Source organism: Thalassotalea agariperforans (assembly GCF_053470345.1).
Window position 1 is genome coordinate 144,563 of record NZ_JBQMWH010000005.1, and the last position, 21,834, is coordinate 166,396.

General features: G+C 36.6%; 21 protein-coding genes and 1 other RNA gene. 8 read left to right on the plus strand and 14 right to left on the minus strand.

Translation table 11 applies throughout. From position 1 onward, the window contains the following. Positions 1–31: 31 nt before the first annotated feature. The 4 genes from ACSLUO_RS09215 to ACSLUO_RS09230 all read right to left on the minus strand — a co-directional run bounded on the left by ACSLUO_RS09215 (position 32) and on the right by ACSLUO_RS09230 (position 4,088). The gene (locus ACSLUO_RS09215; RefSeq protein ID WP_448248169.1) at positions 32–748 is read right to left on the minus strand and encodes a transporter substrate-binding domain-containing protein; all 717 of its coding nucleotides are present in this window, start codon (positions 746–748) and stop codon (positions 32–34) included. A 231-nt stretch (positions 749–979) separates the two neighbouring features. Further along, entirely contained in the window at positions 980–1,924 is a 945-nt protein-coding gene (locus ACSLUO_RS09220; RefSeq protein WP_448248171.1) for an alpha/beta hydrolase fold domain-containing protein, read from the minus strand. A gap of 114 nt (positions 1,925–2,038) precedes the next feature. Further along, positions 2,039–3,412: a hypothetical protein gene (locus ACSLUO_RS09225; RefSeq protein WP_448248173.1), complete on the minus strand. Its 1,374-nt coding sequence runs from the start codon at positions 3,410–3,412 to the stop codon at positions 2,039–2,041. A 238-nt stretch (positions 3,413–3,650) separates the two neighbouring features. Further along, positions 3,651–4,088, minus strand: a complete 438-nt coding sequence (locus ACSLUO_RS09230; protein ID WP_448248175.1) for a hypothetical protein — start codon at positions 4,086–4,088, stop codon at positions 3,651–3,653. A gap of 170 nt (positions 4,089–4,258) precedes the next feature. Here ACSLUO_RS09230 and ACSLUO_RS09235 point away from each other — a divergent pair, with 170 nt between their 5' ends. Continuing rightward, positions 4,259–4,780 carry an NUDIX domain-containing protein gene (locus ACSLUO_RS09235; protein WP_448248177.1) on the plus strand — a complete coding sequence of 174 codons (522 nt, stop codon included), beginning with the start codon at positions 4,259–4,261 and terminating at the stop codon, positions 4,778–4,780. A gap of 76 nt (positions 4,781–4,856) precedes the next feature. On the opposite strand, the gene efpL is transcribed toward ACSLUO_RS09235, so the two are convergent. Further along, positions 4,857–5,423 carry an elongation factor P-like protein EfpL gene (gene efpL, locus ACSLUO_RS09240; RefSeq protein WP_448248179.1) on the minus strand — a complete coding sequence of 189 codons (567 nt, stop codon included), beginning with the start codon at positions 5,421–5,423 and terminating at the stop codon, positions 4,857–4,859. Between the two features lie 156 nt (positions 5,424–5,579). Beyond that, a complete protein-coding gene (locus ACSLUO_RS09245) occupies positions 5,580–5,840 on the minus strand; it encodes a DUF5062 family protein (protein ID WP_448248361.1) in 261 nt (86 codons plus the stop codon). 294 nt (positions 5,841–6,134) lie between these two features. Here ACSLUO_RS09245 and ACSLUO_RS09250 point away from each other — a divergent pair, with 294 nt between their 5' ends. After that, positions 6,135–6,812 carry an outer membrane protein OmpK gene (locus tag ACSLUO_RS09250; protein WP_448248181.1) on the plus strand — a complete coding sequence of 226 codons (678 nt, stop codon included), beginning with the start codon at positions 6,135–6,137 and terminating at the stop codon, positions 6,810–6,812. A 56-nt stretch (positions 6,813–6,868) separates the two neighbouring features. Here the strand turns inward: ACSLUO_RS09250 and ACSLUO_RS09255 are convergent, their stop codons facing one another. The 8 genes from ACSLUO_RS09255 to pspA all read right to left on the minus strand — a co-directional run bounded on the left by ACSLUO_RS09255 (position 6,869) and on the right by pspA (position 15,162). Next, positions 6,869–9,520: a tetratricopeptide repeat protein gene (locus ACSLUO_RS09255; protein WP_448248182.1), complete on the minus strand. Its 2,652-nt coding sequence runs from the start codon at positions 9,518–9,520 to the stop codon at positions 6,869–6,871. 339 nt (positions 9,521–9,859) lie between these two features. Beyond that, positions 9,860–9,956: signal recognition particle sRNA small type (gene ffs, locus ACSLUO_RS09260), an RNA gene on the minus strand. A gap of 104 nt (positions 9,957–10,060) precedes the next feature. Further along, the gene (locus tag ACSLUO_RS09265) at positions 10,061–10,924 is read right to left on the minus strand and encodes a DUF3014 domain-containing protein (protein ID WP_448248184.1); all 864 of its coding nucleotides are present in this window, start codon (positions 10,922–10,924) and stop codon (positions 10,061–10,063) included. Between the two features lie 279 nt (positions 10,925–11,203). Next, a complete protein-coding gene (locus ACSLUO_RS09270; RefSeq protein ID WP_448248185.1) occupies positions 11,204–12,223 on the minus strand; it encodes a YcjF family protein in 1,020 nt (339 codons plus the stop codon). Then, complete coding sequence (locus ACSLUO_RS09275; protein WP_448248187.1) at positions 12,220–13,650, minus strand: YcjX family GTP-binding protein; 1,431 nt, start codon at positions 13,648–13,650, stop codon at positions 12,220–12,222. The genes ACSLUO_RS09270 and ACSLUO_RS09275 overlap by 4 nt, the downstream gene beginning before the upstream one ends. A 101-nt stretch (positions 13,651–13,751) precedes the next feature. Then, positions 13,752–14,213, minus strand: a complete 462-nt coding sequence (pspC, locus tag ACSLUO_RS09280; RefSeq protein WP_448248189.1) for an envelope stress response membrane protein PspC — start codon at positions 14,211–14,213, stop codon at positions 13,752–13,754. Beyond that, positions 14,210–14,437, minus strand: a complete 228-nt coding sequence (gene pspB, locus ACSLUO_RS09285; RefSeq protein WP_448248190.1) for an envelope stress response membrane protein PspB — start codon at positions 14,435–14,437, stop codon at positions 14,210–14,212. Before pspB ends, pspC begins: the two co-directional genes overlap by 4 nt. 62 nt (positions 14,438–14,499) lie before the next feature. After that, complete coding sequence (gene pspA / locus ACSLUO_RS09290) at positions 14,500–15,162, minus strand: phage shock protein PspA (protein WP_448248192.1); 663 nt, start codon at positions 15,160–15,162, stop codon at positions 14,500–14,502. A 190-nt stretch (positions 15,163–15,352) separates the two neighbouring features. Between pspA and pspF the strand changes: the two genes are divergently transcribed. Genes pspF through ACSLUO_RS09320 form a run of 6 tightly spaced genes read left to right on the plus strand, consistent with a single transcriptional unit; the run spans position 15,353 to position 21,818 of the window. After that, on the plus strand, positions 15,353–16,456 hold the full coding sequence (pspF, locus tag ACSLUO_RS09295) for a phage shock protein operon transcriptional activator (protein WP_448248194.1): 1,104 nt from the start codon (positions 15,353–15,355) through the stop codon (positions 16,454–16,456). Further along, positions 16,449–18,137 carry an ABC transporter substrate-binding protein gene (locus ACSLUO_RS09300; protein WP_448248196.1) on the plus strand — a complete coding sequence of 563 codons (1,689 nt, stop codon included), beginning with the start codon at positions 16,449–16,451 and terminating at the stop codon, positions 18,135–18,137. The genes pspF and ACSLUO_RS09300 overlap by 8 nt, the downstream gene beginning before the upstream one ends. A gap of 1 nt (position 18,138) precedes the next feature. Next, the gene (locus ACSLUO_RS09305) at positions 18,139–19,167 is read left to right on the plus strand and encodes an ABC transporter permease (RefSeq protein WP_448248198.1); all 1,029 of its coding nucleotides are present in this window, start codon (positions 18,139–18,141) and stop codon (positions 19,165–19,167) included. Next, positions 19,157–20,050, plus strand: coding sequence for an ABC transporter permease subunit (locus ACSLUO_RS09310; protein ID WP_448248200.1), 894 nt, complete (start codon positions 19,157–19,159; stop codon positions 20,048–20,050). The genes ACSLUO_RS09305 and ACSLUO_RS09310 overlap by 11 nt, the downstream gene beginning before the upstream one ends. Next, entirely contained in the window at positions 20,050–21,042 is a 993-nt protein-coding gene (locus tag ACSLUO_RS09315; RefSeq protein WP_448248202.1) for a peptide ABC transporter ATP-binding protein, read from the plus strand. The genes ACSLUO_RS09310 and ACSLUO_RS09315 overlap by 1 nt, the downstream gene beginning before the upstream one ends. Further along, positions 21,039–21,818 carry a peptide ABC transporter ATP-binding protein gene (locus ACSLUO_RS09320; protein WP_448248204.1) on the plus strand — a complete coding sequence of 260 codons (780 nt, stop codon included), beginning with the start codon at positions 21,039–21,041 and terminating at the stop codon, positions 21,816–21,818. The genes ACSLUO_RS09315 and ACSLUO_RS09320 overlap by 4 nt, the downstream gene beginning before the upstream one ends. Positions 21,819–21,834: the final 16 nt, after the last annotated feature.

Here is a 21,834-nt window from a genome sequence, read left to right on the forward strand (position 1 = left end):
GAGCTCAGGTTAATTATGTGGCTGATAATGATTAATCTAATTCATTGCCTTGCATCACATCTTCTAATGCTTGAGTAAGTTCCGGCAGTAAGTCAGCTTTTGAACGATGTATATAATGAAAAGCTTGATAATGTGCTAACACAATACTATTAAAATTTTCAGGATTTTCTTTCATATAAGAGCCCAAATCGGTTTTATCTAAACTAATTAGATAAGGTAAACGTTGTTTCAAAAACATTTTTTCCGCTTGTTCAAATGTCGAAATTTCATAAGTACTCGCTCGCTTGCCAGCCATGACCTTATTCGTAAAATTAATCCCTGAAAATACACCGATAATATTATTAGGGTTATCCAACTCGGTTTCGTGACAAACCACGTTTTTATGACAATACAATACCGCTTTTCCTTTAGCTAACAGTACTGGCACACGGATAAATTCAGGCATTTGCTCTTCAATGGCAGATATTCGAATTAACATCGCATCCACTTGCCCTTTAGTGCCTAAGTTTATTGCTCTGCCAAAAGGTAATTCTTTAAAAATCACCTTATACCCGATTTGTTGATAAGCTGACCCAATATAACGCTTATAGGTATCAAGTACCGTCGTGTCGGGAACTAAACTAACAACGATAGGTTTTTGGCTATGTGGGGTTTGTGTAGAACTTTCAAAGTCATTTGCTATCGTTCCCGCAGAAAATAGCAAAAAAAGAAACATCGAATAATAATATTTATACTGGTGATAATGCATGCAGACTCCTTTGCAACGACAAATTAAATCAATATATTAATGATTAACCTAAACGATAACGTTTAAAAAATCACCTATTATTTGTACTACCTTCCAAAAATGTATTTAATAAAATAGTTAATTTAGCAAAATAAACAGCTTGCCAGCGAGCCTTTTAATAATAGTTATTATGTCAGCGTCAGCCACTACAGTATGTCTGCAATCCGTGGCTGTTGTTGATCATGTTGCGTATTATTTCAATTTTTGATTAAGAAAAGCAAAAACTTGCTGATAAATATCTTGAAACTGCTGCTCTGAAAAACCTAAATGACGGCCACCTTTGATACGGACTAATTGATTGTTAACGCCTGCTTGGCTTAATTTTTGGTGCAGCACTTCAGATTGCTCAATTGGCACAACTTTATCAGCATCGCCATGAATACTAATAACCGCTGGCGATTGGGCATTAACATAACGAAGGGGTGAATAATCGGCAATGATCAATTCCAACATATCATTATTTCCGGCCCATCTTGAAGGATAATTCCACTGGTTATTATCATCTAAATAATCATTTAATAAGCCGATATCAGCTATACCAAACCAATTAACAATTGCTTTAATTGTTAATTTATCACCTAAATAGGCCGGATTTTTTGACTCAGTAGAAACGAAGCCAGCTAATAACGCTAAGTGGCCGCCAGCAGAGTCACCTGAAATGACAATATTATTACGATCTATCGCATATTCATCAGCATGTTCAGCTAACCATTTCATTGCTAATAAAACATCATCCGCCGCTTGTGGTGCAGTATTCCCCCCAACCCGATATTCAACATTTACTACTTGCCAACCTTTTTGGATGTAAGGCATTAAAGACCAAAGAGCTGACTCTTTCACCCCACCATGCCAAGCGCCACCATGAATATAGATAAGTGTTGGTTTAGCTGTAGTATTAGCAACAAAATACTTTGGCGGCCCTTGCCATTGTCCTTGTTGATAAATATCTAAGGTTTGGCGAGGTAATTCGCCATACGCAATGTTACGTTTTGCGTTAAAGCGATGAGACCAATATTCTCCGGTTTGACTTTGCTCTACCGAGACAGAGCTAGCTTTGCTATTGTGGCCAACATTGACCACACACCCCTGCAGGAGTTGAGCAAACAACATGGCTAAAAGTACTAACGTCTTATTCATAATTAATTCTTATCTTATTTAATACCATTTCGGATAATAACATTCTAGGTAACACTTTACCTGCTTGATTGAAACCGAGCAAATACCGAAAATTAACTTTTTTAAATGAAAAATTTAAAAGTTTTTCTGCTCTTCCATCGGCTCAATATTAATAATTTTTGACCGGTTCATGGTAATTTTAAAGCGCTGGGCATACTCTTCACCAACTTTGTTATTTTGCACTATCACTAAATTAAGCTGATATCGGCGCTCTACACTTTGGTTCGAAATTTTGTTGCCGTCAGCTGAATATAAACGCCCTTCTCCTTTTTTTAAGAAACGAGTAAACGGCGTTAAACTAAACGACAGTTGACTTTGGATCTCTTCAAAGCCAGGCATAAATTCTTTTACCAGCACCCGCGTATCACAACGAAAATGCAATAACTTAGCTGCTTGTTTATTTTGTTGCCGGCGTTTTCGCAACATATTGTTAGCGCGTTCAGATAAGTCTTTTTTATTAATATATTCTAACCAAATGGTTTGATAAGCCATTTTGGTTTGCGTTAAGCTGTTGAAAAAAACATGTTGCCATTTTGGCCGACCTCGCTGAATTTTTCGCCAAATATAATGGGTTAAGTCTTCTTTAAATATTTCCCGGATGCCATAAACACCCCCTAATAACACAATAAGTACCAAGGTAACTTCGGTAAACGCTGAGCGAGCATTTAACACTACCGCCATAACAAAGGTCATAATAATAGCGGTAACCATACCTCGAACAAGCCGCTTTAAATTAGCATCTAAATTACGTGTTTTGGTGGTAAATACCACGCCATATTCACTTAAACGCTGTAATAAACGCATTTTATTGGTGATGCGGTTAGGATCTTCTAAGGTAATATTAGAGTTATATTGATTATCCACCCGATGTTTATTTTCTTGCTGACAAAAAGCGAATAATGCCTCACGCTCAGCAGTAAATTCGCTACTTTTGGGCCCGTTAGCTAATAAGTTTAAAAACGACTGCTCTGTATGCCAACTTAAATAATTGTCGGTATTTTCAAAATATGAACTTAACTTTTTATCTGGTGGCGTATAACGGCGCAGTTTTTTTAATAAACCTTTCGTTTGCTCCGCAAGCTCAGTTGCTAAAACATAAAACTCGCTAACATCCGATATCTGCAATGTTTGTTTAATGTCGGTTTCTAGTGCCGTTTTAAATTGATAAGAAAATAAATTTAAATTACTGCGGTAGTCACTTTGCTCACCTTTATTTTGGCTAACAAAACGGCTGCGCACTAACGGCAAGTGTACTTGTTCAGAATAATAAGCAAGGTGTGAACGAATACTGCTGTGAAAATAATTGTCTTCACTTAAGGTACGCGCATTAATACCTATATCTTCCGGGATCGAAAAATATAAATCTAATGTTTGATAAGCTTGTGGTAATAACTCTTGGCTAATTTTAAATGATAAATTTTCATCTTGCACAAGGGTAACTTTTTTCATGGCTCCCTCCTATGAATTTATCGAAAGATCTAACAATGAATTAGCGCTCATACCTTAAGTATCAGCTACTTCTTAGCTTAATGCCATAACCCTAATGCGTATTGAACTTTTTGGTGTATTTTTTAAGCTAACTGTGTAAATTTACTACAATTACGCACCAAAGCCGATTGCACATCTAAATATAGCGGGCAATTATAAGGTAATAAAAATATTGCCGGAAACAGCCAAACCGCTTAAATCAATGGTTACTAAATAACTTTTTAATGACGGTAAAAAAACTGTCTTTATTGGTTTTTATTTCACCCGCACAGTAAGTATCAATTAATGCCGTTAACCGTAAAGAAACTGTACCACCATGACCCCAAGGCCACCAAATAGCAACTAACATAGGTTTATCTTCAGTTGCAGGACTGGTAAAAATAACTTGTTTATCTTTTAACGTAGTTAATTTACCCAATTGAATTTTTAATGCTGCTGGTGCATAACGAATATTCTTTTTATCCCATTTATGATCAAACAACTCTTCTAATTGCGCAAAAATTTTGTCTTTTTTATTGCTGGCAAACTCTGACAATCTAAGATTTTTTTGTTCGTCCCAGCGCCAAGGATAATCATCACCAAAGGCATCAACTAAATCTTGCGTAACTTTTTCAATGTCATCTTGTTTTAACGACATAACGACTAACAACCTTTTATTTATTATTAACTTGCAGTATTTTATTTATATCATAAATTAACAATAAGGTAAGTTTTTTATCTACAGTAACCGCTATTTTTTGTTGCTTGCTCTTTAAATAAAATTACTTGCCCCAACCTTAGCTGTTTCTAAAAAACATTCAAAAAATTATGCGCCTATTAAAAACTGCTGTTCACCCTGAGGTAAACACAAGTTCAAATACCATTATTAAACGTAAAGCGGCTCGGGCTATTGTTTTAAAAGATGACAACATTTTATTGTTATATACAGCCCGTTATCACGACTATACCCTACCAGGTGGTGGTATTGATGACGGTGAGTCACAAATTGACGGCTTAACTCGAGAGTTAATTGAAGAAACCGGCGCACAAAACATTAACAATATTCAAGCCTTTGGTTTATACGAAGAATATCGCCCTTGGTATAAAGATAATGCCGATGTGATGTATATGCAGTCTTATTGCTATGTTTGTGATATTGACGATGAACTGCTATCACCAAGTTTTGAAGCGCACGAAGTGCAAAATGGTATGAGGCCGGTTTGGAAAAATATTTATCAAGCCATTGCCCATAACGAGCAAACGATGGCAAATAGCGATAAAAAAGGCTTATCGATTGAACGCGAAACTTTTTTATTAAAATTAATTGTCAAAGAGTTAATTGTTAAATAATTCATTAAAAGTAAAAATATGGCATAAAAAAGCCAGCAAATTACTTAGCTGGCTCATTTGGTTATTTTGCTAACAGTTATGCTCTACTCATAAACTTCTGTTCAGCAGTATTTACCTTAACTTTATCGCCAGTCGAAATATATTCAGGTACCTGAATAACCACGCCAGTTGATAACGTTGCCGGTTTAGTACGTGAAGTTGCTGACGCACCTTTAATTGATGGGTCAGTTTCGGTAACTTCAAGTTCAACACTTGATGGTAATTCAATACCTACTGGACGACCATCTACTAAAATTACTTGTAAACCTTGAGTATTTTCATCAATAAAGCTTGCTTCATCGGCAATACTTTCTTTATTTAAGTTATATGGCGTGTAATCTTCATTATCCATAAAAATTAATTCGTCACCATCAACATAAGAAAACATCACTTGACGACGAAGTAAGTCTGCTAGGTTTAGCATATCGCTGTCTTTAAAAGTTTCATCTACTTTACCGCCACTAACAACATCGTACATACGCATGCGGTATAAACTACCACCAGCACGGCCTTGTGGTACTGAGCGCTCAATGTCTCTGATAATATAAACACTGTTGTTGTATTCTATTGCGGTATTTTTTTTAACATCACTTGCCTTTGGCATGACTAAACTTCCTAATTATCTATCTAATTTTTAACTACTTTCTAACTTATTTTTACAATCTACAAAACGCTACGAGCGCGCACTGACAAAAGTACAAGAAGTGAAAAATAGCACGAAGCTATTTCCTTGCAAATAACTTTTGAATTTTATCACGGATTACTTCAATAATTCGTGATCTGCCGGTAACTGCTTCGAAATCCAAACCACTAAACGATGCTTTAAACTGGCTAAGTCTTCTTTATCTTCTGGCAGTGGTGGAATTAATTTATCGTGTACTAATAAACGATATAAACTTTCGATTTTTTGTTTAGCTGAATCGGTAGCTGAAAACTCTTTATATCCCCGATTTTTGGCATACTTTTCAGCCACGGTAATCGCCTTTTTTAACAACGCGGTTTCATTTTTTATTTTTTTCATCATTTAACACTGAATTAAACACAATTAGTGCCTCCATCATAATGGAAGTAAATAAAATAGCACCATTTAAACCCTGATAATTTAAATAAAATACCATTCTAAGCACAATAATTAACCAAGCCATTTTTCAACAGCTATACGATTTCATTTTAAGCTTGCTTGGTAGTTGGTAGTTAGTAGTTGGTAGTTGGTAGTTGGTAGTTGGTAGTTATTGATTTTATTAGCTATGATTAAAAATCAATAACATAGCTTTATGCGATGACACTTTAACTACGTTAAAACGATAAGGATTTTATGAAGTATTTAACCTCTTTGATATGTTTCATACTAAGCAGTAATTGTTTAGCTGAAACTTTATGGTCTGACGTTAGCGCCAGTTTATTAAAAGGCAATAATTATCAAGTTGGTGATAATAACAGAACCGTATTCACTTTTGAGCACGCTGCTGGCTACAGTTGGGGTGATAGCTTTTTGTTTATTGATCGGCTCCAATCCAATAATGGCGATAAAGAAACCTATGCTGAAATAGCCCCTAGATTTCAATTATCAGCGTACCAAAACAAGCTGCTAAAAAACATTTACCTTGCCACAACTATTGAAATTGGCGATGGCTTTACCCATTATTTATATGGCATTGGCACCCAACTTAAAGTACCGCATTTTAAATATGTTAATATCAATGTCTATCATCGTAATAATGACAGCGGTGATAATAGCCAACAAGTGACATTAACTTGGGCACTTCCTATTAACCAATTACTCTATGATGGTTTTATTGATTTTGTACCATCAAACGACAATAAAAGCACCAGCTTAAACTTTACCTCACAATTAAAATATAGCCTTTCAGAGCACTTAAACTTAGCGACTAAATTGTATGTTGGTGTCGAATATAATTATTGGCTGAATAAATTTGGTATTGATGGTGTTGATGAAAAAAATCTCAACTTATTAGTTAAATATCACTTTTAATCCATTGCCTCCGATAACGCTGAAAAACAGTTTTTTTTTCAGCGTTAAAATCACGTTTAAGGTTGTTTGAGCTTGCTTTCAAAATCAAATTTTAACCATAATTCTTTTCGATCAACGGGGGTTTTTTGAGGTAAGTATTTATTACCTATATTGATAATTTTACGATTGGATAAATTAGCTTTTTTAATAAAAGCCGCGTAATGATCATCAAACATTTGTTGCAATATACCAGCGGAGATCATTTTTTCGAGGCCATATTCAATTCTTTCAGCAATTTTAGGGTATTTAGGAGAAACAAAAATATAATAAGGTTGAGGAATATAAATAGCTAAATTAGGCTCTATCATCAGGTTTTTTAATTCATGTTTTCTCAACGATATTTCGTCATAAGCTTCATGTATTCCTCGAAGTAAGTAATCAAAACGCTGCCTATCTAACATTTTAAAGATGCTATCATAGGTTAGCCCTTCAATTAAAATAAAGCCCTCGTCTTCAAGCAAGGTATTCATAATCCAATCTTTTTGTACTCCCGTCGTTAATAATTTTAATTCTGCTAGTGTGCTAATATTGGCAAACTTATCACTATTATTTTTATTTATAGTCAGTAAACGATAACTTCCTACCCCTCTACGAATAGGAATACGAATTGGTAATGCGAGATATTCCCAATCAGGAGATGTCATCGCCATGGCTAAATTAATATCTTCACCGTCATGCAAGCTAATAATTTTTTGCTCGTTAAAGATAGTTTCTTCAATAATTTCAATTTTATACGGGCCATATTTATCACTGCTGAGTGCTAAAGCTTTATTTAACACCGCTAACGTGTATTTCGGGCGAACATCTAGATCTGATTCGCTTTGAGTTAACTTGATAATGTCAACAGCGTTAGCGTTAAAAGAATAAAGCAAAAAAGTAACCAAGATGAGCGCGGCAATAATACAACCATAACGAATATTTGAATTACCTCGTTTCATTTTCACTAAGCATAAAAGTACACAAAAAGTAACAATGGTTAAAATAATATAGGTATTTTGCGTTTTTAAGTCAGTGATCGTTTTTTCTTTTTCAAGTAAATGTAGCTGATTTTCTTTATTGGCTAACTCTAATGAAATAAAGGCTTTTTCACGTTTTAATAATTCAAACGCTTTTTCTTTGTTTTCAATATCTAAAATAATATGTATTTCAGCCAATCGCTGATTAATGGCATCCGTTTTAATTTCATCATTTAAGGCTTGTTTTTTTTTTGAATAACTCAAAGCTTGTTGATAATTTTCGCGTTTTTCTTCCGCTAAAATTAACGCGCTATATGCTTGCACTGCAATAGATTTAGCGCCAATTTGGGTAGCGAGAGCTAAACTACTTTGGGCAAATGAAACCGCCTGTTGGATATCAACATCAACAAGCACTGTTGATAAGTATGCTTTACTCTCAGCTTCATTCCAAACATCACTCAACGATTGAAAAATAGTAATAGCTGTTTGATAGGCAAGAATGGCTTCACTTAAATTACCCATTTGGGAATATATATAGCCAATATTTTTTTGTACCGTGGCAACACCATTCCTATCGCCTATTTTTTCATAAATGGTAAAAGCTTCATTTGATAGTTCCAGCCCTCGATGATTTTGCTCTTCCATAAAAATCAACTTACCTAAACCTCTAAGTGCAGCCGCTCGATATTTTGCATTAATTTTATGCTCAGGTAAGTTTATAACTTGGATAAAATAACTTTTGGAATTTTCAGCTTGCTCAAGGTGGGTATAAATAAGCCCTACAGCATTTGCAGCAGCCGCTATACCATTAATGTCGTCATTTTTTTGATAGATGGCTAATGCTTCAAGGCCATGGTGTAATGCTTCTTCGTAACTGCTTAATTTACGATAAATAATTGACAGTACAACTAAAGACTTCAATTCCTCTTTTTCTTCCTTGTATTCACGCGCAAGCGCTAAAGATCGCTTAGCACTTTCCAAGGCTTCAGAATAATCACCAATTTTGGCGTACGTTTTAGCAAGTTCAATCAAGGTATTTGGCATAGCACTAAGCTCATTCTGCTCAGTCAGAACGCCAAGTGCTTTTTTATAATAACGAATGCCCGACATATGCTCATTCACTTTATTATACGCATTTGCGATGTCACGCAATAAACTCACTTGATCTGTATATGGCACGCTGGAAATGTAACGCTGTGCTGATAAAAAAGCAGTAACGGAGTCATCAAAGCGTTTAATTTTTTGTAGTAACGAACCTTTTATTTGCAAACACCTGAAAATCAATTTTGGCTCTCGGCTTTCGCTCGCAATAGCCAGCGCTCTTTGCACGTATTCCATACTGCTATCTGGATTTTTTAAATAAAGTTGTATCGTCGACATATTAGTTAAAATATATACCGACAATTCATTACTATTTAATATCGGCAGCATATCTTCGGCTTTATTTAAGTACTGCTGCGCTAAAAAATAATCTCTGCTAAGTTTGGCGGTTTGTGCTTGTTCTAATAAAATTTTAGCGATTAACGCGGTATTATTTTGTTTTTTGGCTAGCAAATACGCTTTTTCTAGCGCTGAATATGCTGCTGCAGGTTTTGTTTTTTGAAGGCTTATGGCGAGATCAATATATTCTTGGAGATTTTCTTTGGCTTGCTCAGCACGGCAATATAATGAAAAAACAGCGATTAACAATACCCAAAACAAACGATAGAGCATTTCTATTCCTCAGGTTCACAACAATAACTTATAACTGTTTAGTCCGCTAAAGTAACCCTATCGTCAGTGATAATCACAGTAATAACATACTTAAAACTAGTTTAAATATTTAATGGCTGCAACATACATTGATTATTTAACTTAAGTTCAAAAGAAAAAGTTGCTAACAGAGATATTTTTATATGATTTTCAAGCTAACTGATTACGATAGTAATAACTCAAGATAAAGACCATTACAGCAAGGTAAACAAGGGATATTGGTTGCAAGCATGTAGCAGCTCATGTAGCAAAATAGCTAAAAGGTGTGTAAGTCATTGATAACTAAGAATTGGGTGGTCCCCCTTCCAGCCACACTTCGGCACATGAGTCATCTGCTACGGTTGCTTCCTTCCGGACCTGGCCGGGTTAACAGACTATCATTGCGAAGGGACCGAAAGGGGCACCATAATCGCTCGAAAGCGCGCGAATTATCGCTAATCAGTGACGAGGTTGCAAGGACAAGTTGATAAAAATAGCTCGGTTGCTGTTTTTTTAAACGTCTTAGCCATTATTCGCTCTAGATAGCTTGTCGTTTATTTCTAAAAGCACCGATTTGATCACTAAAATATTTTCTTTACCTATGCGTAATAATAACTTATCGGCATCATCTAACGCTTCTAACTCTTCATCTTGATATTTATACATTACACTTGGACGGGTTAATTGTGGTGTATGCTCTGGCAGTTGCATATCTAACACGCGAATAATTGACGCTTGTAATACATGGGTAAAATCTTCTTCAGGGTAGCCTAATTCTTGGTACGCTTGGTCAATTAACGGTTTTATTTCATAATAAAAACTCACTAATTCGCCGCTATCCATTGAGCGTAATAAATCCACGTATAAACTAAAGCGGCGGGTACTGCTTTCATCCCATTGCCATGCTGCTTGATTGTTTGCCTCATCGCTAATATTCTCAGCAAAAAAACGTTCTACCGGAACAATAAAAGGGCTATGGTCGTAAGATAAGCTACCTTGAGCAAAGTTATCAGTAAAAACAACAAAACGTCGAATAAGATCTTCTGTAACTAATAACTTTAATAACTCTTTCCGCCAAGTAAGATCGGGCAGTTTTTCAATCACCACGTTATCACTGTCATTTAAATCCGGTAGTTTTGGTAACTCGGGTTCAACAACCGGTTCCGGTATTGGTTCAATAGTCGGTTCAGGCTCATCTTCAACCATAGGGAGAGGGTCAAGTTTAACCGTTTCTTCAACCACCTCTTCCTGAATAACAACAGGCGCAGGTGCTTCAGGTTCGGAATTATCCACTAACAACCAAACCACCAAAGCCAATACTGCCACAATAATAACGGCGATAACTGACCAAGAAACTTGTTTTTCTTCTTGAATTTCTGGGTTCATAAATAAACCTTAAAGATATTAACGAAAAATACTCAATAAAACGTAACGGCGATAAACCATGCTTTAAACACTTAACAATAACCTGCCAAAAAAGTCCGTTTTTCAATCTTGCTGAGCATAACATTAGCTATGATAGTAGTTATATTGTACGGCTATTATTGGCTTATTCATAACTATCATTTGTTATGTAATCAGTATAGCGTCAATTGCTTGGAAAGAAACGCAGTTAAACGTAAAACTTTATTGCTATTACTTGGGCCTATACTTTTTTTAATTTGTTCATTTTGATTTAATTAACAAAGCTTTCACTTGTGTTAATAATGACTTACGGACATTTGATAGTTGCGGCGCTTGCTCAATAAACGGCAGCGGTCGACAGGTTTTTATGGTATTTAGCCCTAAACGTGCGGTTAACATGCCGGCACCAAAGCCTTGTGCTAAACGACCGGAAAACTTACCTAATAAATCAGCACCTAAGGCTTCCGTACCTAAATCAACTAACACTTCGCTGGCACCAACAAAAATCATATTAGAAAAAACTTGTTTAATTAATTTTATTCGGCTCCAGTAGCCTAATTTAAGGCCATATAGTCCCGATATTTTGTCAATCATACGAATGTTTCGCCATACCATGATCATCATATCCATTAATGCCAGCGGGCTAATTGCCACTAACACCATAGCTTCTGAAGAATATTTTGCGATGTCAGCAATCGCTTTTTGATCTACCTTACTCAATATTTGTAAATCATATAATTGAATAATTTCTTGTTCACTTAGGCCATTATTCACTTGTTCTAGCCATTGATGCTCAAGTGGCTCAGGTAAGTCATAACTAAGCTGCTGGTGTATATTTTTACATAGCTGAGTTGCTGAGCCTGAAAATTCACCAGATAAAATATCTTTTGCTTGTGCTCTTGAGCTGTCTTGTCTTTTTAAGAGTCGTAAACCTCGGAACTCTTTTATGACAGTACTTACCGCTAAAACTGATAAACAGGCAATCAACAAGGCGTAAATACTGGTAATGATGGGCGAATTGCTAAAACCTGTTAACAAAAAGTCAGTGGTTTCAATGCTAGTAATAATAATGAGTAAAACAATAATGATGCGCCACAACCAGCGAGGTTTTTTTTCGCTTTCAAGCAGCTCTTCATTTTCTTGATAATTTAGCTGTGCATCTTGATAATCTTGATTATTAAAAACAATCGCTGAATCTAATTTATGCTCAGATTCGGCTGTTTTTAATTCAGGTTCATCAAATAAAATTTGCTGATGAAAGCTGTTGTTATCATCACTCATAACATTTTATCTCCTAACAGAAACTGCATCACTTGGTCCATTCGTAAATGCGGTAAAGCTTCATGGCTTGCTATCGTTTGCAATGGCGCAAAAGCAACATAATTAAACCCTTGTGCCGGCCAATTGTCTTTGTGAGGTAATTTATTGGGGACAGAACCTGGGAATAAAGTGATCAGCTTTTCATCACTTAATTGACGCCCTTGTAATACGGCAATTTCTTTACCTTGATATTGGCTTTTACCCGCTTTAGTGGCTTGTACTGATGCTAATGCCAGTGTTTTCATGGCCACACTTTCGTAATTTAAATCAACTTTGGCTTGATGAACCAATTGATTTAACAACGCGACTAACCGGCTATGTTGCTCAGCAGTAACATGATCCGCTTTTGTCGCCGCAAACAGCAGTTTATCTATTTTCGGAGAGAACAAGCGGTTAAACACACTCGATTTACCATAATCAAAGCTTTCCATAATTAAACTTATCGCTAGCTGTAAATCAGCAAAGTTTTCAGGGCCATGATTTAACGCTGACAAACAATCCGCCAAAATAATTTGACGATCAAAGCGGCTAAAGTGCTCTTTATAAAACTGTTTAACTACTCGTTCTTTGTATTCAACAAAACGTGCTCGTAACATACCTATAAAACTATCATCGGCAGCGTTTTGGTATTGATTCGCATCGAGGGTGGCGATGTTCGGAAATGGAAAAAATTGCAAAATAGGAGCATCAGCATATTCACCTGGCAATATAAACCGTCCTGGTTGGATCACCGACAATCCTAATTGGTGACGAAAATATTCTAATAGCTCAGTATATTGTTGTGATAATTCCGCCAGCTGCTCTTCATCTGCCACAGCAAAAACATCAATATCAGCAAGTTTTGCTAAAAAAGGCTGGGCATGGGTTAAGCGTGGCTCTTGCAGTAATAAACTTGCCATTTGCTCAGACCATTGCTCATAGGTTTGATTTAGCATAGGTAAATCTAATAACCATTCGCCAGGATAATCTGCAATATCAATATATAACGTGGCTGAATCCGTCGCATATTTTAAAATAGAATTTTTCGGTTGATAGCGAATAGCTAAACGTAATTCGCTGATCCCTTTAGTAGGCTCAGGCCATTTCGGTGGTGATTCGCTAAAAGATGACATTGATTTTTCGTAGTCAAAACGCGGTATGTGCAGATGTTGTTGAGGTACCCGTTTAGCGGCAATAAAGCGCTCTTGTTGAACCGGTTTAAAAAACGATAAATGTGTACCCTCTCCTTCATTTAATAATTGATTAACTAAAGAGGTAATAAAAGCTGTTTTACCACTGCGGCTTAATCCTGTCACTGCAATAGTAATATGCTGATCAATGCCACGATTGATCACCTCAGTTGCTTTTTGTTTTAACTTTTTTAAAGTTGCTTTATCAAACAATGCCATGGATGAATAATATAATAAATTTGCAATAGCTATACGCTACTGCAATAAAAAGAAAAAAGCGACTGCTATCGCTGATGATATTCACCTATGCTGCACAAAAATTATAATTGGTTAATTTCGCGCGCAACGGTAAATTCGGTGGAAGTAACATAACGTTCAATAGTAATAAGCTGGCCTTCTAAGCGCTTAAATTTATTTTGAATATCATGAAATGCTTGTTTTGGTGGCTCACCTGCCTGCCAAATCCGCGCTTTTACCCGAATAGATTCGTTTTCATCAGGTGCGTTATCAGTACCATGACCGCCTGCTGAAGTTTGCGCGTATTGACTGGTATTGCTTGGGCTAACTTTATCTTTTAACCTGTCTTTCTTTTTATCTAGAATGAACCAAGCAGCAATATAAACAACAAATAAAAACCCTGAGCCTAATAAAATACCCGATAGAAACACAATTCTTACCAGCCAAGTTTCCCAGCCAAAATAGTCAGCTAAGCCAGCACATACACCTGCTACCTTGCCATTTTTTGTGTCGCGATATAATTCACCTCGATTTTTAAAACTCATCGTTTATTCCTCCAACCAGGGCTCTCCGCATCAAGAATTGATTCTAAGGTATTGATGCGTTCAGCCATTTCGTCGGCAAGTTCAGACAATTGCGAAAGTTGAATGTATTCTTCTTCACTCAAGCCTTGGCTAATTTGTCGTTTACTACGGTAATGAAGCACCAACCAAATCGGCGCTACCACCACCAAAAAAATAATGATTGGTGGTAAAAAGAGATCTTCCATTTTATATCCCCTAATGAATTTTTATTATTAATCAGTGTCGTGTTTTATCTTACAAAACAAAGCTACTTGTTTGTTTTCATTTTAGCCTTTAACTGGGCTAATTCATCGTCAACTTGCTCGCCAGAGGCTAACTCGGCAATTTCATCCGCTAACGATTTAGCACCTAAATCATGAGACTCAGCTTGCGCTTCAATGTCATCAATTTTTCGTTCATAGCGCTCAAAACGCGTTAATGCATCATCAACTTTGGTTGAGGTAATTTTACTTTTAACTTTCAAACGTGATGTTGCAGTTTTTTCGCGCATAATAATGGTTTTTTGGCGTGCTTTAGCATCTGCCAGTTTATCTTGTAATTGACCAATTTCGTCACGTAGCTTAGCTATATGTTCATCAATGTTGGCTAATTCATTCGCTAATACGTTGGCTTGATCCGCCGATTTTTTCTTTTCTAATAAAGCTGCACGAGCTAAATCTTCGCGATCTTTGCTTAATGCCAATTCCGCTTTATCTTGCCACTGTTCGGCATCATTTTCATAACGAGCGATTTGACGTTGTAACTCTTTTTTATCCGCTAACGTTTTAGCTGACGATGAACGTACCTCAACTAGCGTATCTTCCATTTCTTGAATGATCAATCTGACCATTTTTTTAGGATCTTCTGCTTTATCAAGTAAGTTGTTGATATTTGAATTAATAATATCTGTAAACCGTGAAAAAATACCCATAATGCTGTCCTCAAACAATAAATAACTAGGGAAAGTTGAAGATTAATATTCATGTTTTGCGCCAAGTTAACTACAATACACTAACTTGCTGTTTTATATAAATTAAAAAGTATTATTAAATAATCCTTTATCCCATACACTTGTTCAAATACACTACTTGTTAGTGAATTAAACCAAAAATAGGTTAGCGATGGCACGCTTTAATCAACAAGACAATCTTATTGGCCAATCTAATAGCTTTTTAGAAGTATTAGAGCAAATATCACAAATAGCGCCATTAACCAAACCTGTACTGATTATTGGTGAGCGTGGTACCGGTAAAGAGCTGGTTGCTGCTCGCTTACATTACTTATCAAAACGCTGGGATCAAACCTATCTAAAGCTCAATTGTGCAGCGTTAAACGAAAACTTATTAGAAAGTGAATTATTTGGTTATGACAGTGGTGCCTTTACTGGCGCAACTAAACGCCACGAAGGTCGTTTTGAGCGAGCAACTAATGGCACTTTGTTTCTTGATGAAATTGCTAATACTTCCGGTTTGATCCAAGAAAAACTGCTACGTGTAGTGGAATACGGTGAGTTTGAACGGGTTGGTGGTTCGCGCACTATTAAAACCGATGCTCGCTTAATTGCCGCTACCAATGAAGATTTACCGGCACTGGCTGATTCTGGTGAATTTCGTGCTGATTTATTAGACCGGTTAGCCTTTGATGTTATTACCTTACCGCCCTTACGCGAACGTTACGAAGACATTTTAATGCTTGCTGAGCATTTTGCTATTAATATGGCGCGTGAGCTCGACTTTGAACTATTCAGCGGCTTTACTGAAAAAGCAAAACGCGATTTATTAGCTTATCACTGGCCTGGTAATATTCGTGAACTAAAAAATGTAGTTGAGCGTAGTGTATATCGTGCCAATAACCCACATGTACCAGTGCACGAGTTAGTTATTGACCCTTTTGAATCACCCTATCGTCCGAAAAAACGGGTAAAAACTCAAGACCGAATTTTTGATAATTCAGCCAATAAAGAAGTATCGCAGACTGATAATCCAGCAGCTTCCACGCCGCAAAATAGCTCAATACCTACGGCAAATGTTAAACAAAAAGTGAATTTTCCTGTTTCGTTAAAAAACTTATCACAACAATATGAAGTTGAATTAATAAAAGACGCTCTGTCTGCCAATCAATATAATCAGAAAAAAACCGCTGACGCCTTAGAATTAACCTATCATCAATTACGTGGTTATTTAAAAAAGTATAATTTATTAGATGGTAATTTAGCTGATGAATAAATTTATCTCATTAAATATAGCTACAGCTTTCTCTTTAACTTCTGTTATTGCCAAACAAAAAAAGTTAAATTCTTTGAATACCGCTTGGCCATGTTGTTTTGCTCTTTTTATTAGCAGTTTATTATCAGCTTGTATTGATAGCAGTAGTGTCAGCTCATTAACCAAAAAAAGTTTAATTTATTGCTCAGAAGCGTCACCGGAAAGTTTTAACCCTCAAACGAGTCTTAATCAAACTACGCTCGATGCCACATCAAACCAAATTTATGATCGGTTAATTACCATAGACCCAAGTGATAATACCCTTAAACCATCGCTTGCTAAATCTTGGCATGTAACCCGTGACGGCACCAAAGTGACCTTTTATTTACGTAAAGATATTCAATTTCATGCCACGGATTACTTTTTCCCAAGCCGAACCTTAGATGCCGATGATGTTATTTTTAGTTTTCAACGAATTTTAAACCCAGAGCACGATTTTCATTATGTTTCTGGCGGCCATTACCCTTATTTTGAACAAATCAAATTTAATAAATTAGTATCATCCGTTGAAAAAATTAACCAATATACCGTGCGCTTTAATTTACACGTGCCTGATGCCTCATTTTTAGCTCATTTAGCCACACCTTATGCGGTAATTTTATCAAGTGAATATGGCAGCATATTAACTGAAAAAAATATGCGCAGTTATATTGATACCCACCCTATTGGCACCGGCCCTTTTAAGTTACAAGAATTTCGTGCGGGCTCGTTAATTCGCTTTTATCAACATAAAGATTATTGGCGTAAAAGCATGCCTTTTGAGCAGCTTGTTTACGATATCACCACCAGCAATACGGGACGATTAACCAAATTAATGACTGGCGAATGCGATATTATTTCAGATCCTATTGGTCATAATAAAATTACAGAACGAAAAGATCTTACTTTAGAGTCAGTAACCTCATTAGATGTTGCCTATTTAGCCTTAAATACTTTAAAAACACCATTAAACGAGCCTTTAGTAAGACAAGCCATTAACCTAGCTATTAACAAAGAAGCTATTATTAATGCCACTTATTTAGGCCATGCGGTTGTCGCCGATTCCTTATTACCACCAACATCATGGGCATTTCAAACCAGCTACAACAATAAAGAATATAACCCTGAAAAAGCTAAAGCATTATTAGCACAGGCCGGTTTTGAGCAAGGGTTTGAAATGGATTTATGGGCGCCGCCAGAAACAACCAGTTATAACCCCAACTCCTTAACCATGGCGATTTTGATCCAAGAAGATTTAAGAAGCATAGGAATTACGGTTAATATTATTCATGATCACCCGCCAGTGATCATCGGGATGTCGGAACCCGCAAACTACGACAGCATGTTATCTGGATGGTCTGCTAATCATCCTGATCCAGATAATTTTTTCAGCTATTTATTAAGCTGTGACGCTACCCTAACTGGTTCCAATCGAGCTTTTTGGTGTCATCAAACCTTTGATAATTTACTTGAAAAAGGCTTACACACAGCACAGATTGAGCAACGGAAATATCATTATCAACAAGCACTTAATTTATTAGCGACCGAAATGCCGATTATTCCCATTGCGCATTCCAAAACCTATAAAGCTAAAAACAATAAAATTAGCGGCAACTTTTTTAATAATTTTGGCGTTAACTTTATTAATGTGAGTAAAAAATAACATGTTAATTTTTACCTTAAGACGCCTTAATTTATTTTTTCTAACCATGTTAGTGTTATCACTATTGTCGTTTAGTTTGTCTTTTTTATTCCCCGGTGACGCACTAATTAACCGTACTGGCCAAATTAATGCTAATACCGAACAACTCGCTGTATTAAGTGATAAACACCAAAGCAATAACCATATTATTGCGCAATACTTCGCTTACCTAGAAACCGTGTTTGAAGGTGACTTAGGTATTTCAATGACTAGCCACACGCCAATTAATCAAGAAATATTAAACTTATTACCTGCCACCATAGAGTTAAGTTTAGTTGCCTTGTTTATTGCTATGATTACAGGCATTCCCATCGGTTTTTATGCTGCGATAAAACATAACAAAGCGCAAGATAACCTGATTTTGTCGCTTTCAATGATTGGTTATTCTATTCCTGTTTTTTGGCTTGGTTTATTAGCCATTCTTATTTTTTCAATCCAACTTGGTTGGTTACCGGCAGCGGGACAATTAAGTTTAATTTATGAAATAGACCACAAAACCGGTATTTTATTGTTTGATATATTATTAAGTGACAGCTCGTATAAATGGCAAGCGTTCCAAGATGCAACCAAGCATATTATTTTGCCCGCCAGTGTTGTTGCGCTTGCGCCAGCAACCGTATTTGTGCGCTTAGCAAGAACGGCAATGTTAGAAGTATTAGATACCCGATATATTCGCGCCGCAAAAGCCAAAGGCTTAAGCTTTTATCAAATTATTTTTAGGCATGCGGTACGTAATGCCTTGATCATGATCATTCGCCATGTTGGTTTACAATTTGCCAATTTGATCACCCTTGCCATGGTAACAGAAGTTATTTTTAGTTGGCCGGGTATAGGTCGTTGGTTAATTGAAAGTATTTATCAACGTGATTACACCGCCATACAAAGTGGTTTATTAGTATTATCGAGTTTTATTTTTATTATTCATATTTTATCTGATTTTATTTACGCCGCGCTCAACCCGCTTGCAAGAGGCCAAAAATATGGCTCGTGAAAAAATTTATCAAGAAGAAGAGTTCCCATCGCCGCTACTATACTTTTGGCATAACTTTAAACAGCCACCCGTAGTCATGATTGGTTTTTGCTGCTTTGTGTTATTAGTGGTGTTGGCAATATTTTCACCTGTGTTAACTCCCTACTCAGCGGTAGAGTCACATTTTGATCAAATATTATTACCACCAGCATGGGATGGCGAAGGTAATATTAGTTATTTATTAGGCACCGATAATTTAGGGCGCGATATGATGTCGCGACTTATCCACGGTACGTCATTAACTTTCGGGTTAAGTTTTGTTGTGGTAATTATTGCCTTAATTTTTGGCGTTGTCATTGGTGCGATTTCGGCTTTAACCCACGGCATAAAATCCAGTATCCTAAATCACTTTCTTGACGTTATTTTATCTATTCCGTCATTATTATTAGCCATTATTATTGTTGCAATTCTAGGGCCTGGTTTAGCTAATACCCTGTTTGCTATTGTTATTGTTTTAATCCCTCAATTTGTGCATGTCACTAAAAATGCCATTAAAGAAGAGTTTTCCAAAGAATATGTTTTAGCCTCGCGTTTAGACGGTGCTAGCCCATTTCGCTTATTAACTTATTCCGTATTTCCTAACATTATTGATAAGCTGATCATTCAAGCTACCCTCGCCCAATCAGCGGCGATTTTAGATATTGCCGCACTCGGCTTTTTAGGGCTTGGTGCAACGTTCCCATTACCTGAATGGGGCGCAATGTTATCAAACGGCTTAGATTTATTTTATATTGCCCCTTGGACAGTATACTTACCTGGCTTAGCAATACTGTTTACGGTTGTTGCCATTAACCTAGTTGGTGAAGGTGTGCGACACGCGATAAAAGTAGGGAAAAACAACTAATGAATTTATTAGATGTTAGAAATTTATCTATTGAACTCACTTCAACACAAGAAAATATTTTAGCGGTTGATAAAGTCAGCTTAACCATGAAAGAAGGTGAAGTTCGAGGTTTAGTTGGCGAGTCTGGCTCTGGTAAATCGTTATTAGCACAAGCGGTAATGGGAGTGCTTGATGATAAATGGCAAGTCACCGCGGATCGTTTTCACTGGCGTGGTATTGACCTGTTAAGATTATCGCCGCAAGAGCGAAAAAATATTATTGCCAAAGACGTCGCCATGATTTTTCAAGAGCCGATGGCTTGTCTTGATCCAACCAAAAAAGTAGGTGAACAAGTAGAAGAAGCTATTGATAATAAATTATTAACTGGTTTTTTCTGGCAAAAATCAAAACAGCGTAAAGAAGAAGCAATAAAACTATTGCATAAGGTTGGTATTAAACATCATAAAACCTGTATTAACAGTTACCCCCATGAGTTAACCGAAGCGTTATGCCAACGAGTAATGATTGCCATTGCCCTTGCACGTAGGCCAATTTTATTAATTGCCGATGAACCGACAGCTGCCATGGAAAGCACCAATCAACGACAAATATTTCGCTTATTGTCGAGTTTAAATCAATTAAAAAACATGTCGATATTGCTGATCAGTCATGATTTAGAAAACCTAACTAACTGGACCGATAGCATTACCGTGATGTACAGCGGGCAGTTTGTTGAAGCAGGCACCACCAAACAAATTTTTGAGCAACCTTTTCACCCTTATACCCGAGCATTAGTAGATAGTAGCCCTAAAGCGAATCGTCATTTACCCCCAAAATCACGGTTAACTTCATTACCGGGCAGTATCCCAATTTTAAAACATTTACCAATTGGTTGTCGTTTAGGGCCTAGGTGCCCAAGAGCCCAGAAAAAATGTGTTATAGCACCAAAATCAGTGAATCATCATGGCCATTATGTTAGTTGTCATTTTTCGTTAAAAGGTTTGTATAAATGACCAGTTTAGTTTCTGTTGTCGATTTAAGTAAAACTTACAAGCTCAAGCTGTTTGGCTTAACACGTAAAGTGATCCCAGCGCTTGAACCTATTTCTTTTAATTTAGAAGCTTATAAAACCTTAGCTGTTGTCGGTGAGCTCGGCTCAGGAAAATCAACCTTAGCTAAACTACTGGTCGGCGCGGAAACACCAACAACCGGTTATATTAAACTTAACGGTGAAGAGCTAATTGATGGTAACTTTAAACAGCGTTGCCAGCATATTCGCATGATTTTTCAAGACTCAGGTACCACCTTAAATCCCAGCTTAACCATTCAACAAATTTTAGATGAACCGTTAAAACTCAATACCGCATTAGAGGCCAAAGAGCGCGCTCAATTGATCCGCGAAACCTTACAAAAAGTGGGTTTGTTAGCTGAGCACATGAGCTTTTATCCCCACATGATGTCTGGTGGTCAAAAACAGCGGGTTTCATTAGCCAGAGCTATTATTTTAAACCCTCAGGTGATTATTTTAGATGAAGCTCTGGCGTCATTAGATCCGTCGCTGCGTTCGCAAATGATCAATTTATTATTAGATTTACAGCAACAAATGGGCTTAGCATTTGTGCTCATTTCTCAAAATTTGGGGATTGTTCGTCACTTTAGTGATGAGATCATGATTTTATCGCATGGTAAAGTGGTGGAGCAAGGTGATACTAAAACGGTATTAACTAAGCCCAAGCACAAGTACACACAAAAGCTTATTACCAGCCAGCATTATGCTATTTTAAATTAACCCAAATTAGGAATAA

What these genes read in the sequence shown, in the direction of transcription:
- ACSLUO_RS09275 (WP_448248187.1), bottom strand. Translation starts at nt 13,650, where the DNA reads ATGGCATTGTTTGATAAAGCAACTTTAAAAAAGTTAAAACAAAAAGCA.
- ACSLUO_RS09265 (WP_448248184.1), bottom strand. Translation starts at nt 10,924, where the DNA reads ATGAACCCAGAAATTCAAGAAGAAAAACAAGTTTCTTGGTCAGTTATC.
- ACSLUO_RS09245 (WP_448248361.1), bottom strand. Translation starts at nt 5,840, where the DNA reads ATGAAAAAAATAAAAAATGAAACCGCGTTGTTAAAAAAGGCGATTACC.
- efpL (WP_448248179.1), bottom strand. Translation starts at nt 5,423, where the DNA reads ATGCCAAAGGCAAGTGATGTTAAAAAAAATACCGCAATAGAATACAAC.
- ACSLUO_RS09310 (WP_448248200.1), top strand. Translation starts at nt 19,157, where the DNA reads ATGGCTCGTGAAAAAATTTATCAAGAAGAAGAGTTCCCATCGCCGCTA.
- ACSLUO_RS09215 (WP_448248169.1), bottom strand. Translation starts at nt 748, where the DNA reads ATGCATTATCACCAGTATAAATATTATTATTCGATGTTTCTTTTTTTG.
- ACSLUO_RS09270 (WP_448248185.1), bottom strand. Translation starts at nt 12,223, where the DNA reads ATGAGTGATGATAACAACAGCTTTCATCAGCAAATTTTATTTGATGAA.
- pspB (WP_448248190.1), bottom strand. Translation starts at nt 14,437, where the DNA reads ATGGAAGATCTCTTTTTACCACCAATCATTATTTTTTTGGTGGTGGTA.
- ACSLUO_RS09230 (WP_448248175.1), bottom strand. Translation starts at nt 4,088, where the DNA reads ATGTCGTTAAAACAAGATGACATTGAAAAAGTTACGCAAGATTTAGTT.
- ACSLUO_RS09220 (WP_448248171.1), bottom strand. Translation starts at nt 1,924, where the DNA reads ATGAATAAGACGTTAGTACTTTTAGCCATGTTGTTTGCTCAACTCCTG.
- ACSLUO_RS09235 (WP_448248177.1), top strand. Translation starts at nt 4,259, where the DNA reads ATGCGCCTATTAAAAACTGCTGTTCACCCTGAGGTAAACACAAGTTCA.
- ACSLUO_RS09225 (WP_448248173.1), bottom strand. Translation starts at nt 3,412, where the DNA reads ATGAAAAAAGTTACCCTTGTGCAAGATGAAAATTTATCATTTAAAATT.
- pspC (WP_448248189.1), bottom strand. Translation starts at nt 14,213, where the DNA reads ATGAGTTTTAAAAATCGAGGTGAATTATATCGCGACACAAAAAATGGC.
- ACSLUO_RS09320 (WP_448248204.1), top strand. Translation starts at nt 21,039, where the DNA reads ATGACCAGTTTAGTTTCTGTTGTCGATTTAAGTAAAACTTACAAGCTC.
- ACSLUO_RS09315 (WP_448248202.1), top strand. Translation starts at nt 20,050, where the DNA reads ATGAATTTATTAGATGTTAGAAATTTATCTATTGAACTCACTTCAACA.
- ACSLUO_RS09305 (WP_448248198.1), top strand. Translation starts at nt 18,139, where the DNA reads ATGTTAATTTTTACCTTAAGACGCCTTAATTTATTTTTTCTAACCATG.
- ACSLUO_RS09255 (WP_448248182.1), bottom strand. Translation starts at nt 9,520, where the DNA reads ATGCTCTATCGTTTGTTTTGGGTATTGTTAATCGCTGTTTTTTCATTA.
- pspF (WP_448248194.1), top strand. Translation starts at nt 15,353, where the DNA reads ATGGCACGCTTTAATCAACAAGACAATCTTATTGGCCAATCTAATAGC.
- ACSLUO_RS09250 (WP_448248181.1), top strand. Translation starts at nt 6,135, where the DNA reads ATGAAGTATTTAACCTCTTTGATATGTTTCATACTAAGCAGTAATTGT.
- ACSLUO_RS09300 (WP_448248196.1), top strand. Translation starts at nt 16,449, where the DNA reads ATGAATAAATTTATCTCATTAAATATAGCTACAGCTTTCTCTTTAACT.
- pspA (WP_448248192.1), bottom strand. Translation starts at nt 15,162, where the DNA reads ATGGGTATTTTTTCACGGTTTACAGATATTATTAATTCAAATATCAAC.